Source organism: Aneurinibacillus thermoaerophilus (assembly GCF_900099925.1).
Classification (GTDB): Bacteria; Bacillota; Bacilli; order Aneurinibacillales; family Aneurinibacillaceae; genus Aneurinibacillus; species Aneurinibacillus thermoaerophilus.
Genome location: NZ_FNDE01000009.1, coordinates 77770 through 92324, shown reverse-complemented (window position 1 = coordinate 92324; position 14555 = coordinate 77770). Strand labels below are relative to the sequence as shown.

Sequence of the window (14555 nt, the reverse complement as noted above, 5' to 3'; positions counted from 1 at the left end):
TATGACAGAATTGGAAATCGCTCAATTAGCCGCCAAAGCCGCGGAGGACAAAAAGGCACACAATGTGGTTATTCTTGATTTGAAGGGACTGTCCATTATTGCTGATTATTTTGTTGTTTGTCACGGCAACTCAGAGACACAGGTGCAGGCGATTGTTGATCATATAAAAGATAGTGCCGAAAAAGCTGGAATTGTCGTGCGCGGCCGTGAAGGCTACGATGACGCGCGCTGGGTGCTTGTAGACTTAGGCGATGTTGTTGTCCATGTGTTCCATCGTGATGAGCGCGAATTTTATAATATTGAACGCTTATGGAAGGATGCTCCCGTTGTCGCTGTCCAGTAGTTATCGGCGATTGGCTGACGTATATGATCATTTGATGGCCGATGCGCCATACGATCAATGGATGGGGTTTGCGGTGGAAGCGTGGCGCCTGACGCGGACGAGACCGCGCCGCGTCGCGGAGCTTGGTTGTGGCACAGGCTCTTTGACCCGTTACCTGCTGGAGCGAGAGCTGGAAGTGTGGGGTGTCGATCTGTCAGCCGACATGCTTGCGGTAGCACGGGAGAAGGTGCAGCGTAGCCATCCGCGCGCTGCCGTTCACTGGCTTAGGCAGGATATCCGTGAACTTGCGCTGCCTGAGCTGGTGGACAGCGTGATTAGCTTTTGCGATACACTGAATTACATTCCGGATGCTGAAGGGATAAAACAGGTATTCGCAAGGGTTTTCGCTACGCTTACGCCCGGCGGCACATTTTTATTCGACGTGCATACTCCGTATAAAATCGCCGAAGTATTTGGGAATGAATCGTTCTCTTATCAGGACGAACATGTGGCGTATATTTGGCAGAGCATTTACTATGAAGATGAAGAAGCAGTGGAACACGATTTAACTTTGTTTGTACGGGAAAAAGACGATTTGTACCGCCGGTTTCATGAACGGCATCGCCAGAAGGCGTATTCGCTTGAAGCTTTGCGGCAGTGGCTTGCGGATACCGGATTTGATGTTCTGTCCATTACCGCGGATTTTACATCGCAGCCGGTAGCAACAGACAGCGAACGCGCATTTTTTATTGCCCGTAAGCCTCATTAGATAAAAAGTTGACACCTGATAGGAAGATTGCATATAATTTTAGACAAATTGTAAATGATGGCATGGATAAGGAGTAGTAGTTGCCTAAGGAGCGTACCAGAGAGTTAACGGTTGGTGCGAGTTAACCGCTTCCGGCAATGAACTCGCCTTGGAGCCGATAGCGGGATATAAAGGTACCGTTATCCGTCTCATCCACGTTACGGATGCTAAAGTGAGCGCAAGGCTTGCACATAGCTCTGCGTTAACTAGGGTGGTACCGCGGGAGTAAGCCTCTCGTCCCTGGATTATAGGGACGGGAGGCTTTTTATCATATCAGCCGAGAAGCCCCCCTACTTCTAAGCGTGAAGATGCTTTTGTTACCAGTGAAAGTGGGGAATGAATCGGCTTCGGACGAGGGCAGGCTTTTACCTTCTCACAAGTCCGACTGTTCTTTCCTCCCTCAATTTTGTAAAATATAAGCAACCAAGCCGAATGGTACGGACGTACAATCAGCATTGTGTGCAAAATATTCCCATCGAGTCAGTTGTGTTCCTGTTGCGGGTATCAGGATAAGGACGTAAAAGGCTTAAGCCTGCGTGAATGGGAGTGTTCAAGTGGATAAGAAAGTATATGTTATCTTAAAATCATAACGTACCAAAATACTTTCTTTCCGAATTGTAGGCAGAAAAAACTTGCGGGCAATGCCTGCGAGTTTGTCTTAATGAAGATCAGGAGGTCATTCGTTGATGAGGACGTACAATCCGCATGAAATCGAAAAAAAATGGCAGCAATACTGGAATGAAACAAACGCGCATCGCACGAACGAAGACGATGCCAAAGAAAAATTCTATTGTCTTGAACAGTTTCCATATCCGTCCGGGCGTCTTCATATGGGCCATATGCGCGTGTATTCCATTGGCGATGTGGTCGCACGCTATAAAAGAATGAGCGGCTACCGAGTTCTTCATCCGATGGGCTGGGATGCTTTTGGCATGCCGGCGGAGAATGCCGCGATTAAGCTGGGGGCCCAGCCGGCAAAATGGACATACGAAAATATCGATTTTATGAGAAACCAACAGAAACAGCTTGGGGTAAGCTATGACTGGGAGCGAGAAGTAACAACCTGCTCGCCGGAATACTATAAAATGACGCAGCAACTCTTTCTTTTGTTCTATGAAAGAGGTTTGGCTTACCGGAAAAAAGGATTGGTAAACTGGTGCCCGCACGATCAAACCGTGCTCGCTAACGAACAGGTGGAAGACGGTTGCTGCTGGCGCTGTGGCACGGAAGTCACAAAAATCGATCTTGAACAATGGTATTTCAAAATTACTGATTACGCCGATCGTTTGCTTGAAGATTTGGATCAGCTTGACGGCTGGCCCGAAAAGGTCAAAACGATGCAACGCAACTGGATTGGCCGAAGCACGGGGGCGGAAGTTACATTTGAAGTGCCGGAGTTGAACGAGAAGCTGACCGTATTCACAACGCGTCCGGATACGCTGTACGGCGTAACCTTCATGGTATTGGCGCCAGAGCATCCGATTGTACGCAAGCTTGTCAAAGGAAAAGAAAACGAAGCAGAAGTGCTAGAGTTCATTGAAAAAATTAAGAAAGAATCGGACATTACTCGTACATCGACCGATGCACCGAAAGAAGGAATGTTTACCGGGGCGTATGCTCGCCATCCGCTGACCGGTGAGGACATTCCGATCTGGATTGCGAACTATGTGTTGCTCGACTATGGCACAGGGGCTGTGATGGCAGTTCCGGCGCATGATACGCGCGACTTCGCGTTTGCCAAACAATACAACTTGCCGATTAGGCGTGTAATTGCACCAGAAGGCGAGGAAGTTGACACGAATGAGGAAATGGCAGAAGCGTACACGGAAGACGGCGTACTTGTGCAATCAGATTCATTTGACGGAATGCCGAACCGCAAGGCGCTTGCTGTCATCAGTGAGCATTTGAAGGAGAAGGGGGTAGGTGGCCCGGCGGTATCGTATCGCCTGCGCGACTGGCTCGTCTCTCGCCAGCGCTACTGGGGTGCGCCGATCCCGATTATCTACTGTGACGATTGCGGCATCGTTCCGGTACCGAAAGAAGATTTGCCCGTCATGCTGCCGGATCATGTCGTCATTGACGGAATGAGTAATCCTTTAGCTAAATCCGAAGAGTTCGTGCATACGACCTGCCCATCCTGCGGTGGGCCAGCGCGTAGGGAAACGGACACGATGGATACGTTTATCGATTCGTCATGGTACTATCTGCGCTATACAGACCCGAAAAACGACGACATTCCTTTCGATTCGAAAAAGGTGAATAAGTGGCTTCCTGTAGATGAGTACATTGGCGGTATTGAACACGCGATTTTGCACTTGCTCTACTCCCGCTTTTTCACCAAAGTATTGTATGATGCTGGCATGGTTAACTTTACCGAGCCGTTCAAGAGCTTACTTACACAGGGCATGGTGCTGAAAGACGGAGCAAAAATGTCCAAATCAAAAGGAAATGTTGTCAGTCCGGATGAAATCATTGCCAAGTACGGAGCGGATACTGGACGCTTGTTCATTTTATTCGCGGCGCCGCCGGATCGTGATCTTGAGTGGAGCGACAGCGGGGTAGAAGGAAGCTATCGCTTCTTAAATCGCGTATGGCGTATGGTGGATAGCCATGCAGAGCTTGTGGCAAGACACCCGCAGGTGAACTTGTCCGACAGCGCGGCCAAAGATTTGAACCGCACGTTACACGCGACCATTAAGAAAGTAAGTGAAGACATCGGTGAGCGTCGTCAGTTCAACACAGCAATCAGTGCCATCATGGAACTTGTAAACAAAATTTATGCGTATCCGGAAACTGCGGATCGTGGCATGCTAGCTCACGCCATTGAAACAACGGTTGTGCTGCTCGCGCCGTTCGCGCCGCACATTACGGAAGAAATGTGGCGTATGATCGGTCATGAAGATAGCGTGCACCAGCAGTCCTGGCCGAAGTATGACGCCGCCGCGCTCGTGCTTGATGAAGTGGAAATTGTCGTCCAAATCAACGGCAAAGTACGCGATAAAATGGTTATTCCAGCCAATTTGACGAAGCAGGAGATGGAGACTCTTGCTACCGAAAATGAAAAAATCAAAGAGCTGGTTGAAGGCAAGACGGTGCGTAAAGTTATCGCCGTTCCGGGCAAACTGGTAAATATCGTTGTAGGCTAGACGATACTATAGCAGCCCGGGGGTTAAAGGGCGAGAAGCTGGATTCTATTCCTGTTGAAGCTTTGAAAGATGTTCAATTAGTAGTAAATGAGAAAGCTGCTGCGGGTTTTAGCCTTAAAATTTCTGACAAATTAAAAGCAGGCGCTCAGGTCGTTAAGTAATCTTCCGAGTGCGCAAAAAACTCCTTCCTTGTTCAATGGAAGGAGTTTTTTTGGTTGGTGAACATTTCCTGAACTTCCCGTACATCTATGTTGAACTTATTGTGCGTTGCTTCAATTAAATGTTTAAACACATCCTGTGTTTCTTCATCAAGCACGTGCAAGCCGATGCCGGTTACTCCACCTGGCACGCAAACTTTGGCCTGAAGTGTCGGCAGCGAAAAACGTCCGTCTTCAAGCAGGCGGCCAAGCCCGATAATCATCTCGGTCATTAATCTTGTAGCCTGCTCCTCCGTAATGGATGCATGATCGACCGCGCTGTCAATAAAGCGTTGCATTAGAAAGCTAAAAAAAGCTGGGCCGCAGCTTACAATATCCGAGGAAATTCGTGTTTGCGATTCTTCAATCTCTATAGGCGTACTGATGGCAGAAAGAAGTGTGAGCAGCAAGGTACGATCAGTCTGGGTTAAACGGGCACCGAACGTAATGAGTGAAGCACCGCTGAGCGCTGTATTCGTAATACTGGGAATGACACGGGCCACTTTGCAAGGAATATATGCTTCTAATTGTTGCACACCGACGGAACTTGTGATAGATAGAACAAGTTTATCGGGCGTCAAATGTTCGCCAATTTCGTCGAGTACCGTCCGATATTCCAGGGGCTTGGTGCACAGAAATAGAATGTCTGCTTTTTGGGCCACATTTATGTTAGTGCTAGCCTTGATGTCCGGGTGTTTTGCCGTGAGCGCATGTAGTTTTTCCGGTGTCCGATTGGCAACAGAGATTTGGGCGGGCAGAACAGCACCAGATTCGATAAAGGCTTCAATGAGGATTGTTCCCATACTTCCCGTTCCGATAAAGCCGATATGCATCTAAATCCCCCCGGCGATTATAATTATTTAATAAGTATGAGGGGAAAGAAAGATTTAGTACACATATTTTTCTAATTATGCTAAGATAGAGATGTGGTAATTATTTACAAATATTTTGTACCATTTCTTCCGTCACAAGTTTGCGCGGCGGAAGATGGTAACGTTGCGCAAGTTGATTAATTTGTTGTGTGATGTTATTAATCTCTTCCACGCTGATTTTTTCTCCGTTCTTGCATTGCTCTACCGCTTTTTCAATCCACATTTCCCGCACCGCATCCAGTTTGCGGTAGAGCGTAATATACTCAGCTTGCCTTGCGGAGTGGGCTGAAATTGCGTGATGAACACCCATTGTTTGCAATCCTCCTTTTTTAAGTGGCGATTTTCTGAATGTTTATATAAAAAGTATAGGCAAAAAGTTAGAAAACTACAAGTAAGGGAGAGAGATGCGGTGAAAAGCTGGTTTGTAGAAAAGAAAAAATGGATCAGTATTAGTATATGTCTTTTTATTTTGGGCAGTAGTATTTATTTTTATAATTACACTCAGGAGGAAACAGAAGCAAAAACGCTTCCGTTTTCTGAGCAACAAGCGGTTACGGGCTCCTCCGTTTTCACTGCCGGGGAGAACGATCAAACGGGAGATCCCATAGAAAAAGAGGAAAGCGCGCGCTCTCCTGCGCCATCCGTTCAGGCGACTGTCGTCGTTGATGTGAAGGGCGCGGTAGCGAAGCCAGGGGTATATACGTTACCGGCTGAGGCACGTGTGTATCAGGCCATCGGGATGGCGGGCGGATTGCTTCCGGAAGCGGATGCAAAGCAAGTCAACGGAGCGCAGCGGCTTGTTGACGGCATGCTCTTATATATTCCGATAAAAGGAGAAGAGGCTCTAATCGGTACAACGGGTCTGGCATCAGCAGGAACAGCTTCTGCGCCGGGCGCACCCGGGCAGGAGGAGAAAATTAATATTAATACAGCTACATTAGAGCAACTACAAACCATTCCTGGTATTGGGCCTGGAAAAGCAGCAGCTATTATTCAATACAGGGAAGAAAATGGCCTGTTCAGAACGGTAGAGGATTTAACAAAGGTAGCAGGAATTGGTCCGAAAACATTGGAGAAAATGCGCGCCAAAATTTCTGTACAATAAAAATCTTCAAATTAAGTTGACAGGTAGGAATAGTAAGGCTATAATAAAACCAGAATCAGCTCAAGCGAGAAAATTTTATATAAGACATCTCTTATCAAGAGCGGCGGAGGGACTGGCCCGATGAAGCCCGGCAACCGGCACGTATGTGCAAGGTGCTAATTCCAGCAAAGCAGCATGCTTTGGAAGATGAGAGCGATGATACATACCTGCGTAGAATCCTCTTCTTCCAAAGAAGAGGATTTTTCTTTTGGTTGGCATCGCCGAAAACAAAGAATGATGACAGGGAGGAAAAAGAGAATGGCAGAAGAACGCAAATTCAATTTCGAGACGGTATGCTTGCACGGAGGACAGGAAGTGGACCCGACGACGCTTTCGCGCGCGGTGCCAATTTATCAAACAACTTCTTATGTATTTAAAGACACGGAGCATGCAGCCAATTTGTTCGCATTGAAAGAATTCGGTAACATTTATACGCGCATTATGAACCCGACGCAGGATACGTTTGAGAAGCGGATTGCGGAACTTGAAGGCGGTGTGGGTGCGCTTGCGGTCGCTTCCGGTCAGGCGGCAATTACGTTCTCTATTTTAAACATCGCGCATGCGGGGGATGAAATTATCGCTTCCAGCAATCTATATGGCGGAACATACAACCTGTTCGCGCATACGTTTCCGAAGTTCGGCATAACGGTGAAATTCTTTGATCCGGAAGATAAGGATGCTATTCGTGCCGCGATCACGCACAAGACAAAAGCGCTTTATGCGGAAACGATCGGAAATCCACGCGCAGATATAGTTGATTTGGAAACATTAGCGGGCATCGCGCATGAGAACGGAATTCCATTTATTGTAGATAACACGTTTGCCACTCCGTATCTTTGCCGTCCGATTGAATTTGGCGCTGACATTGTTGTTCATTCTGCTACAAAGTTTATCGGTGGTCATGGTACCTCAATTGGAGGCGTGATTGTCGACTCCGGTAACTTTGACTGGAACAATGGCAAGTTCCCAGGGTTAACTGAGCCAGATCCGAGCTATCACGGTGTAGTATACACGGAAGCAGTCGGCAATCTTGCCTACATTATCAAAGCGCGCGTACAATTGCTGCGCGACTTTGGGGCAGCGATATCTCCGTTCAACTCTTGGTTATTCCTGCAAGGGTTGGAGACGCTTCATTTACGCATGGAGCGTCATGTGGAAAATACAAAAAAAGTAGCGGAATATTTGCAAGAAAACGAACTTGTTTCCTGGGTGAATTATGCAGGGCTTGAGAGCAGTCCTTATTATGAGCGCGCAAAGAAGTATTTGCCAAAAGGACCGGGTTCCATTTTCACGTTCGGCATTAAAGGTGGGCTGGAAGAAGGCAAACGCTTTATTAACAGCCTGAAGCTTCTTTCCCACTTGGCGAATGTTGGCGATGCCAAAACGCTTGTTATCCACCCTGCAAGTACGACGCATCAGCAGCTAACGGAAGAACAACAGCGCAGTGCGGGTGTTACGCCGGATATGATTCGTCTCTCTATCGGTATTGAAGCGGTAGATGATATTATTGCCGACATTGAGCAGGCGCTTAAAGCCAGCCAACTGGTGAATGCATAATCGTAGTTTGACGGAAGCAGAATAGTAATAAGTTTTAGAAGGGGTGAGGAAGAAGACTTTCTCTCCCTTTTTTCTTTCCGGTATTCTTTTTCGCAGGTTAGAATAGTAAAGAGAAAGAAACAGAAGAGAGGGAAAGATATGAGCCCACGGAAGACATGGGATGAATATTTTATGGATTTAGCGTATATGGCCGCGACCCGGGCCACATGTCCGCGCCGTCACGTTGGGGCGGTACTAACCAAAAATAAAAAAGTGCTGGGAACGGCCTACAACGGAAGCCCAAGCGGCGTTGAGTCTTGTCTTGATGTTGGATGTATGTTGCATACCTACTATGAGGTAGACGAACAAGGGAACAGCGTTGAGAAGCAAAAATGCATTCGCACCATTCATGCAGAGCAGAATTTGCTTTTGTTTACCGACCAGGAGGAACGGCAGGGAGCCACCATCTATGTCACGGATCAGCCGTGCTGGATGTGCGCTAATTTAATCGCCAACAGCGGCATCATCGAGGTGGTCTATCATCGGATATATTTGAAAGACTATGAGAAGGTAGCACATCTTTTTGAACAGAAGCAAATTATGTTTCGTCAGTTGCTTGAGTATACGCCTCCGGCCGGGGTTCAGATAGAAATTGTAGATTAGAATATTTTTTTATAAAAAGTGTAAAAATGTGGTATGGATGATAACTAAGGGGGTAAAGATGTAGCAAGAGGATATTTTTTTGAACTATAAACGAGGTGATTTTAATGCAACCGAATGTCGCAACGATCCGTGGCGTATGTGATAATTTCCAAGCTCCTCAGGAAAGAACAGATGATGTGTATCGCATTGTGGAAGAAGCGAAATCCCGTTCCGAAATAACGGTAGAAGAAAAGAAAACGATGCAGGGCACATTGTTGCTCGGCTTTTATACGGAACACGGCGTCTTTCGTTTGGTTGTACAAGCAGGTCTGCCGATTAAAGGCCGTCTTTATATCAATGGTATTACGGAAGAGGAAATGATGAGCAATCCTCTTATTCGTCTGTTTTATGGTTCTATTTACCTGATGGGAGCGAGCGGCATGCTTCGTCTGTATGAGGAAGGAGTAAGCAGAGATATTCACTTCCGCGAGGGACGTATCTATGAAAGCAACGGATTGGGCGAGGAGAAAGAGTTGTCGAACATACTGGTGGATCAGTATATCGATCGGCAAATTTTAGAAGGTCGCATTAATTACCTGCTGGAGAAGTTGAATGATTGTATGATACATAACAAAGAACCTCACGTGCATATCATCAAGCAAGAGTTGTGTCTGCTCACTGATCAATGGAATGAGCTACAGAATTATTAGAAGGAAAGAGGAAAAAAACTTTTTCCTTTTTTTTACATTTATCTTGATTTTTATGATACAATAGAAAGAAAAAACGTATAGGGGAGAAAGGGGAAAGTAAAATGGAGATCGTACTTCCCAGGCTAAATCGACTCGTTCCTTCGCTGGAGTCGACTTTTCGCAAGCTGGTGGAAGAACAGGGAGAGCTCAGTGAAGCCATCCTTTGCTGGATGGATGAACAGGGAACACCACGGGCGCGAGAAGCGTTGCAAAACGTAGCCGGTGAATTGCTCGATGTCGCTCAAACTTGTATTTCTATGACATTTGTTCTGGAAGATTTAGCGCCTGAGGTGCGCTTGGAAGATATGATTGATGACCATCTGGCCAAACTGTTGCGCAAAGGGTATTTGGAAAGCGTAGCTGGTGATGTATATATTAAAGTGAATGAAGAAGGATTTCGGGCAATGAGTTTGCCGCGTCTTACCATTCCTGGTGTTACGCTTGACAGTACAGTATTAAATATTTCTGTCGCTATCGGGCGGTTTGCCCAATGGATCGGTAAGTTTCGCGGTGCTAGCGGAGAGAAGCGGGTTCATACAGATGAACAAATTTTAAAAGGGTGCGGTTTAAATCTTCTGCATATTGCCCAGTGTTGCTTTACAATGTTATACATATTGGAAGAGACTTTTTTGATGGATATTGATGCGCTGATGCGTGCGCATGTGGAAAAGTTGAAGAAGCGCGGGTATGTGAAATAAGAATGAGGCAACGGGCGCTTTTTTTCTGCGGTTTGTACATGCTGAGCGGGTTGGTGTGTGCTTCTCAGTTTGTCAACAGCGCCCGTTTAGGTTGCGGTTTGCTGTTAGGGTTTATAATCGTGGGGATATTGCCTGTTTTCAAGAATAAGGCATACTATAAACTTGTTGTGACGGGACTTTTGTTCTTTATCACAGGATTTTCTTGGTATTTGTGGATCGAAAAACATAATGTGAGCATTTTACCAGATGAAACGAACGCAGCATTTGCGGGAGAGATTCAGAGCGCAGTGATGTTTGATGGAGATCGCTGCAAATTTATTTTGCGCATTCATGTACTTAATGGGAAAGCCTTAGAAGTTCCAGAGCTGGTGCAGACAACGATTTATTTTCGGAATGAGGCGAGCCGAAGGCAGGCGGAGAAAGTTCTCAGCTATGGAGCAACCTTGAGCGGAAAAATAGAAATCGAACGTCCGGCCCCTCCTACAAACCCGGGCGCTTTTGACTACCCAACGTATCTCCATAGAAAGCATATTCATCGGATTGGAAAGATATGGGATGTTGAAAGTTTATCCTACGGACATGCACCAATCGGATTTACAGGATTGATGATGTCCTGGCAGAAAAAGCTGGCGAATCGGGCTTTCGAATTATATCATCCGACATCAGCGGGCTTGCTTTCAGGAATGTTACTCGGAGCGGTGGATCGTGTAGACCCCGAATTGTACACTACATTTTCTTCGCTTGGGCTTACCCATGTGATTGCGATTTCTGGGCAGCACATTACGCTTCTTGTTGTCGCACTTGTTTACGTTTTACGTTTATTCGGCTTTACCCGGGAGCGTTCTTATTTGCTTACCGCGTGTTTGTTGCCGGTATACGTAGTAATGACCGGTTCCAGCGCTTCGGCAGTACGTGCGCTTATCATGGGTGAACTGGCCTTGTTTGCGCTTCTTATGCGCCGGGCAAAAGATGGCTGGAACCTTTTGGGTGCTTCCTTTTTATGTATGGCGCTTGCCAACCCCTATTATATTCATGATGTAGGGTTTCAACTGTCTTATCTTGTTACTTTTGGATTGCTTTCCTTTGTACCGCCGTTGATGCGTAAGCTTCCCTTTAAACGGGACGGAGTACGGGGTCTTGCTGCGGTGACATTAGCAGCTACACTTGTTTCTTTTCCGCTGACGATTTATTACTTTCACGTTTATTCTTTTCTTTCACCTCTGGTCAATTTTTTGTTTGTTCCCTTTATAAGTATCATGATCGCGCCGATGGCCGCTATTTCATTTATGCTGGGGATGATCCATCCAGCTTTCGGGTTCTTGCCGGCAAAAGTGGTGGACACGCTCCTGCTTCCAGTTTTACAGCTGTTGGATAAGGCTGAAGAATGGCGGAGTTTTCGTTTTGTTTTTCGTTCGCCATCTTTGTTTTGGATAGGTGGATATACGTTCTGGCTTCTCTTTCTCCTTGGATGGTTGTATGATAAAATAGCCCTTAATTGGAAAAATGTGATGATTTTTGCATCTTTTTCTTTCCTTTTGTTCGGAACTCTTTTTATTTCTTGGGAAAGAAAAGGGGTGACCATTACATTTTTGGACATCGGACAAGGAGACGCTATCGTCGTCGAAACTCCGCGCAATGTTGTGCTTATTGATGGAGGAGGACCGCTGCCGGAGGGGAATAAAAAGCCATGGCAGCGGCGAAGAGACCCGTTCAATCCAGTCAAATCCGTCGTTATGCCGTTTCTTTATTCGCGGGGGATTTCTACCATTGACTTGCTGGTGCTTACGCACGGAGATAGCGACCATGTTGGGGGGATGCCGTATTTGCTAAATCATATTCGCGTTAAACAGGCCATGGTAAATGGTTTGCCTGCAAAGACAGAAATCGAAGCAGAAATAAACCGATTGTTTAAAGAAAAACGCATTTCTGTCAGGAAAGCCGAACAGGGGCAGGTGTGGAGGGAGGAACCAGAGATCGTATGGCGCGTTCTTAATCCTGCTTCCGCGCCTTCATCCACTGGAGAAGACAATGCAAATTCGGTTGTGTTGTTACTTCAAGCCTACGGTGTGCGCATGTTGTTTACGGGCGATCTGGAAAAGGATGGGGAACAACGTCTATTAAGCGAAGCGAACATTGGCCGGGTGGATGTGCTTAAAGTTGGGCATCATGGCAGCAAAAGTTCGACTTCGGAAAATTGGGTGAACTATCTTAAGCCGAAGCTGTCTGTGATTTCCGTAGGGAAGAAGAACCGTTACGGCCACCCACACCGTGAAGTGATAGCAAGACTTGCTGCGCTGGATAGCATTATTTTACGGACGGACATATGCGGGGCGATCACTGTTTATGTGCGGGATGGCATAGTTATATATAGAACTTTTGGGAAATCTACGGCGTGCAGATAGATAAAATTTATGATTTGCGCAACATTTAGCATATACCTTACGTCTTAAAAGTATGAGAGGGGAGGCACGGGCGTGGTTGATGCAGAGTTAATACGCTCCGCCCAGAACGGGGATCGGAAGGCTCTTGTGCAATTACTGGAGTCCATAGAGCATTCTGTGTATCGTACCGCGTTTTATATACTGGGAAACGAGCATGATGCACTGGACGCTTCCCAAGAAGCGCTGATTCGAATTTATACGAAAATCGATACATACCAGGAGAAGGCAAAGTTTTCCACTTGGGTACAGCGTATCGTTACCAATATATGCATCGATAAATTTCGTAAAAAGAAAGAAACTGTCTCAATTGATCAGCATGAGCTTACGCTTTACGATTCGCATGATGTAGAGCGTGAAATAGAGCGGGCAGGAGTTGCTGAAGAAGTAAGGGAAGCTATCAAGCGGCTACCCGAGCATCAACGCACTGTTGTTACATTGCGCTATCTTCAGGATTTATCATATGGTGAGATTGCGGAAGTTATGGATATGCCTTTGAATACCGTTAAGTCATACCTTTATCGGGCCCGGCAGCATCTTCAGGAATTGCTGCATGAATATCAGAAAGGTGGTGTGTAGAGTGAGTTGCGAAGAAGCTTATGAGTGGATGCAGCGCGATTTGGATGGCGAGCTTGATGATGCCGAGAAAGAAGAATTATTGCGGCACTATACGTCTTGTCCAGCATGTGCTTTGTTGTACGAGCGTTTACACTCTCTATCTACCTATCTTGAACAATTACCGATAGTAGAGCCACCGTTTAGCATTGTCCAATCTATTTTGCCACAGCTTGATGAAATCGACCGAACGCGCCAGCTCTCTCCTTCCGACCGTGAGCAAGTTGCTTCCGTGGAGGTTTTGCCGAAAAAGAAGAAAAGGGCGATTTGGTACCGCTATATCGGCACGGCGACGGTAGCAGGCTTGCTGATTTCGGCTATCATTTTTACGCTTGATCAGACGACGATGAAACAATCGCTTTTGGAGACCAATGTGCAGAGTTTGACGAAGGAAAATCCGGGAATATCAACTGCTATGAAAGCAAAAGAAGAAAGAACGGAACCACAGCAGGAGAAAGATATCCAGCAAGGAGGGCAAAAAATTGCTTTGCGCTCTCCCGCTTCTGATAAAGCAGAAGTAAATACAGCCGCTTTTGGAGAATCTTCAGCCCCGGGACATTCTTTAGCGGAGAAGCGCCAAAATTCCGGGAATTTATCCGATAGTCTTTCTTCTGCCAAGCAAACAAAGGCACATGAGGCGACGCCACAGGCTGGACCGAAACGCGATTCCACACCGCAAGTGTCGTTAGCTCAGCCGAACTCTGAAGCGCAAGCGGAGGTTGCTAAGGCAGATGAACCAAGAGAGGATGCGGAACCCAGACAAGAAGTCGCCATAGCCAAAGCGACGGAGCCTCAGGAAGATAATAAAACGTTTGCTGCTAAATCTAGTGAGGCTTCCTCGCTAAAGAAAGATGCTACGACTGAACATCCGCCGATGCTTATGGGTGAGAAAAAGGTTGCTATCGCAGAGGGACAGGCGCAAGAAAAAGAAGGAACGGGAGCAAACAATGCATATAAGCCGCCCGGAAAACCGTCTCCTAGCCGAGAGTTTTTTGTGAGCAAGAACGGCAATCGGTTGCTTGTGCGTGATGGAACAGGGCATATTGAGTTTGTGACGCATACATGGCCTGATGTGTATAACGTCTCCTATTATTGGATTAACGACAAGCAAATTTTGTATAAACTTGAGTATATTTCTCGTCCAGGTACGGAAGACGCGCCGGTACCTGAACCGCAGGAATGGTTAATTGACCTCGAAAAAAATATTGAACATCCAATTTTTAATAAATAAGCACGCTTTTTTGTTTATTGCGTATGATGTAGTAAAAGCGACAGTGCTTATCGCTCGGGGGTCAGGAAAAGGGCCCGCTTGGTTCTCGAGCGTTTACATATACGCATAGCCTTCTATAGGCCATGGCACGTGGTTTTGCCATGGTTTTTTTATTTGT

General features: G+C 46.5%; 14 protein-coding genes, 1 pseudogene, 1 riboswitch and 1 other annotated feature. Of the genes and pseudogenes, 12 read left to right on the top strand and 3 right to left on the bottom strand.

What is annotated here, in order from left to right; genetic code table 11:
* Position 1: 1 nt before the first annotated feature.
* Both rsfS and BLR88_RS07025 read left to right on the top strand, forming a co-directional pair.
* The gene (gene rsfS, locus BLR88_RS07030) at positions 2–343 is read left to right on the top strand and encodes a ribosome silencing factor (RefSeq protein WP_057898043.1); all 342 of its coding nucleotides are present in this window, start codon (positions 2–4) and stop codon (positions 341–343) included.
* Positions 327–1091: a class I SAM-dependent DNA methyltransferase gene (locus BLR88_RS07025; RefSeq protein ID WP_236781972.1), complete on the top strand. Its 765-nt coding sequence runs from the start codon at positions 327–329 to the stop codon at positions 1089–1091. The genes rsfS and BLR88_RS07025 overlap by 17 nt, the downstream gene beginning before the upstream one ends.
* 54 nt (positions 1092–1145) lie before the next feature.
* Positions 1146–1375: a binding site (T-box leader), on the top strand.
* A gap of 28 nt (positions 1376–1403) precedes the next feature.
* Here the strand turns inward: BLR88_RS07025 and BLR88_RS19935 are convergent.
* Positions 1404–1586: a hypothetical protein gene (locus BLR88_RS19935; RefSeq protein ID WP_139184934.1), complete on the bottom strand. Its 183-nt coding sequence runs from the start codon at positions 1584–1586 to the stop codon at positions 1404–1406.
* On the opposite strand from BLR88_RS19935, the pseudogene BLR88_RS07020 reads away from it, so the two are divergent.
* Positions 1555–1686: pseudogene (locus tag BLR88_RS07020) on the top strand (zinc ribbon domain-containing protein); the annotation flags it as partial. The gene BLR88_RS19935 and the pseudogene BLR88_RS07020 sit on opposite strands and share 32 nt — an antisense overlap.
* Positions 1687–1816: 130 nt before the next feature.
* The gene (gene leuS / locus BLR88_RS07015) at positions 1817–4276 is read left to right on the top strand and encodes a leucine--tRNA ligase (protein WP_057898045.1); all 2460 of its coding nucleotides are present in this window, start codon (positions 1817–1819) and stop codon (positions 4274–4276) included.
* 193 nt (positions 4277–4469) lie between these two features.
* On the opposite strand, the gene comER is transcribed toward leuS, so the two are convergent.
* A complete protein-coding gene (gene comER / locus BLR88_RS07010; RefSeq protein WP_057898046.1) occupies positions 4470–5306 on the bottom strand; it encodes a late competence protein ComER in 837 nt (278 codons plus the stop codon).
* Positions 5307–5406: 100 nt separating this feature from the next.
* Positions 5407–5655: a DUF2533 family protein gene (locus BLR88_RS07005; protein ID WP_057898047.1), complete on the bottom strand. Its 249-nt coding sequence runs from the start codon at positions 5653–5655 to the stop codon at positions 5407–5409.
* 99 nt (positions 5656–5754) lie between these two features.
* On the opposite strand from BLR88_RS07005, the gene BLR88_RS07000 reads away from it, so the two are divergent.
* The 8 genes from BLR88_RS07000 to BLR88_RS06965 all read left to right on the top strand — a co-directional run bounded on the left by BLR88_RS07000 (position 5755) and on the right by BLR88_RS06965 (position 14398).
* Positions 5755–6450 (top strand): helix-hairpin-helix domain-containing protein, encoded by a 696-nt coding sequence (locus BLR88_RS07000; RefSeq protein ID WP_057898048.1) that lies wholly within the window; start codon positions 5755–5757, stop codon positions 6448–6450.
* Positions 6451–6538: 88 nt separating this feature from the next.
* A riboswitch (SAM riboswitch) is annotated at positions 6539–6643 on the top strand.
* A gap of 104 nt (positions 6644–6747) precedes the next feature.
* A complete protein-coding gene (locus BLR88_RS06995; RefSeq protein WP_057898049.1) occupies positions 6748–8046 on the top strand; it encodes a homocysteine synthase in 1299 nt (432 codons plus the stop codon).
* A gap of 138 nt (positions 8047–8184) precedes the next feature.
* Complete coding sequence (locus tag BLR88_RS06990; protein WP_057898050.1) at positions 8185–8688, top strand: deoxycytidylate deaminase; 504 nt, start codon at positions 8185–8187, stop codon at positions 8686–8688.
* 104 nt (positions 8689–8792) lie between these two features.
* Entirely contained in the window at positions 8793–9377 is a 585-nt protein-coding gene (locus BLR88_RS06985; RefSeq protein ID WP_057898051.1) for a hypothetical protein, read from the top strand.
* Between the two features lie 101 nt (positions 9378–9478).
* On the top strand, positions 9479–10114 hold the full coding sequence (locus tag BLR88_RS19465; protein WP_057898052.1) for a MazG-like family protein: 636 nt from the start codon (positions 9479–9481) through the stop codon (positions 10112–10114).
* Positions 10115–10116: 2 nt separating this feature from the next.
* The gene (locus BLR88_RS06975) at positions 10117–12516 is read left to right on the top strand and encodes a DNA internalization-related competence protein ComEC/Rec2 (RefSeq protein ID WP_057898053.1); all 2400 of its coding nucleotides are present in this window, start codon (positions 10117–10119) and stop codon (positions 12514–12516) included.
* A 72-nt stretch (positions 12517–12588) separates the two neighbouring features.
* Positions 12589–13131 carry an RNA polymerase sigma factor gene (locus tag BLR88_RS06970; protein ID WP_057898054.1) on the top strand — a complete coding sequence of 181 codons (543 nt, stop codon included), beginning with the start codon at positions 12589–12591 and terminating at the stop codon, positions 13129–13131.
* A 1-nt stretch (position 13132) separates the two neighbouring features.
* The gene (locus BLR88_RS06965) at positions 13133–14398 is read left to right on the top strand and encodes an anti-sigma factor (protein WP_175493571.1); all 1266 of its coding nucleotides are present in this window, start codon (positions 13133–13135) and stop codon (positions 14396–14398) included.
* Positions 14399–14555: the final 157 nt, after the last annotated feature.

Bases quoted from the DNA above. Each gene is read 5' to 3' on its own strand.
- rsfS (WP_057898043.1), top strand. From the start codon at position 2: ATGACAGAATTGGAAATCGCTCAATTAGCCGCCAAAGCCGCGGAGGAC.
- BLR88_RS19935 (WP_139184934.1), bottom strand. From the start codon at position 1,586: ATGCTGATTGTACGTCCGTACCATTCGGCTTGGTTGCTTATATTTTAC.
- leuS (WP_057898045.1), top strand. From the start codon at position 1,817: ATGAGGACGTACAATCCGCATGAAATCGAAAAAAAATGGCAGCAATAC.
- comER (WP_057898046.1), bottom strand. From the start codon at position 5,306: ATGCATATCGGCTTTATCGGAACGGGAAGTATGGGAACAATCCTCATT.
- BLR88_RS07005 (WP_057898047.1), bottom strand. From the start codon at position 5,655: ATGGGTGTTCATCACGCAATTTCAGCCCACTCCGCAAGGCAAGCTGAG.
- BLR88_RS06995 (WP_057898049.1), top strand. From the start codon at position 6,748: ATGGCAGAAGAACGCAAATTCAATTTCGAGACGGTATGCTTGCACGGA.
- BLR88_RS06990 (WP_057898050.1), top strand. From the start codon at position 8,185: ATGAGCCCACGGAAGACATGGGATGAATATTTTATGGATTTAGCGTAT.
- BLR88_RS06985 (WP_057898051.1), top strand. From the start codon at position 8,793: ATGCAACCGAATGTCGCAACGATCCGTGGCGTATGTGATAATTTCCAA.
- BLR88_RS19465 (WP_057898052.1), top strand. From the start codon at position 9,479: ATGGAGATCGTACTTCCCAGGCTAAATCGACTCGTTCCTTCGCTGGAG.
- BLR88_RS06975 (WP_057898053.1), top strand. From the start codon at position 10,117: ATGAGGCAACGGGCGCTTTTTTTCTGCGGTTTGTACATGCTGAGCGGG.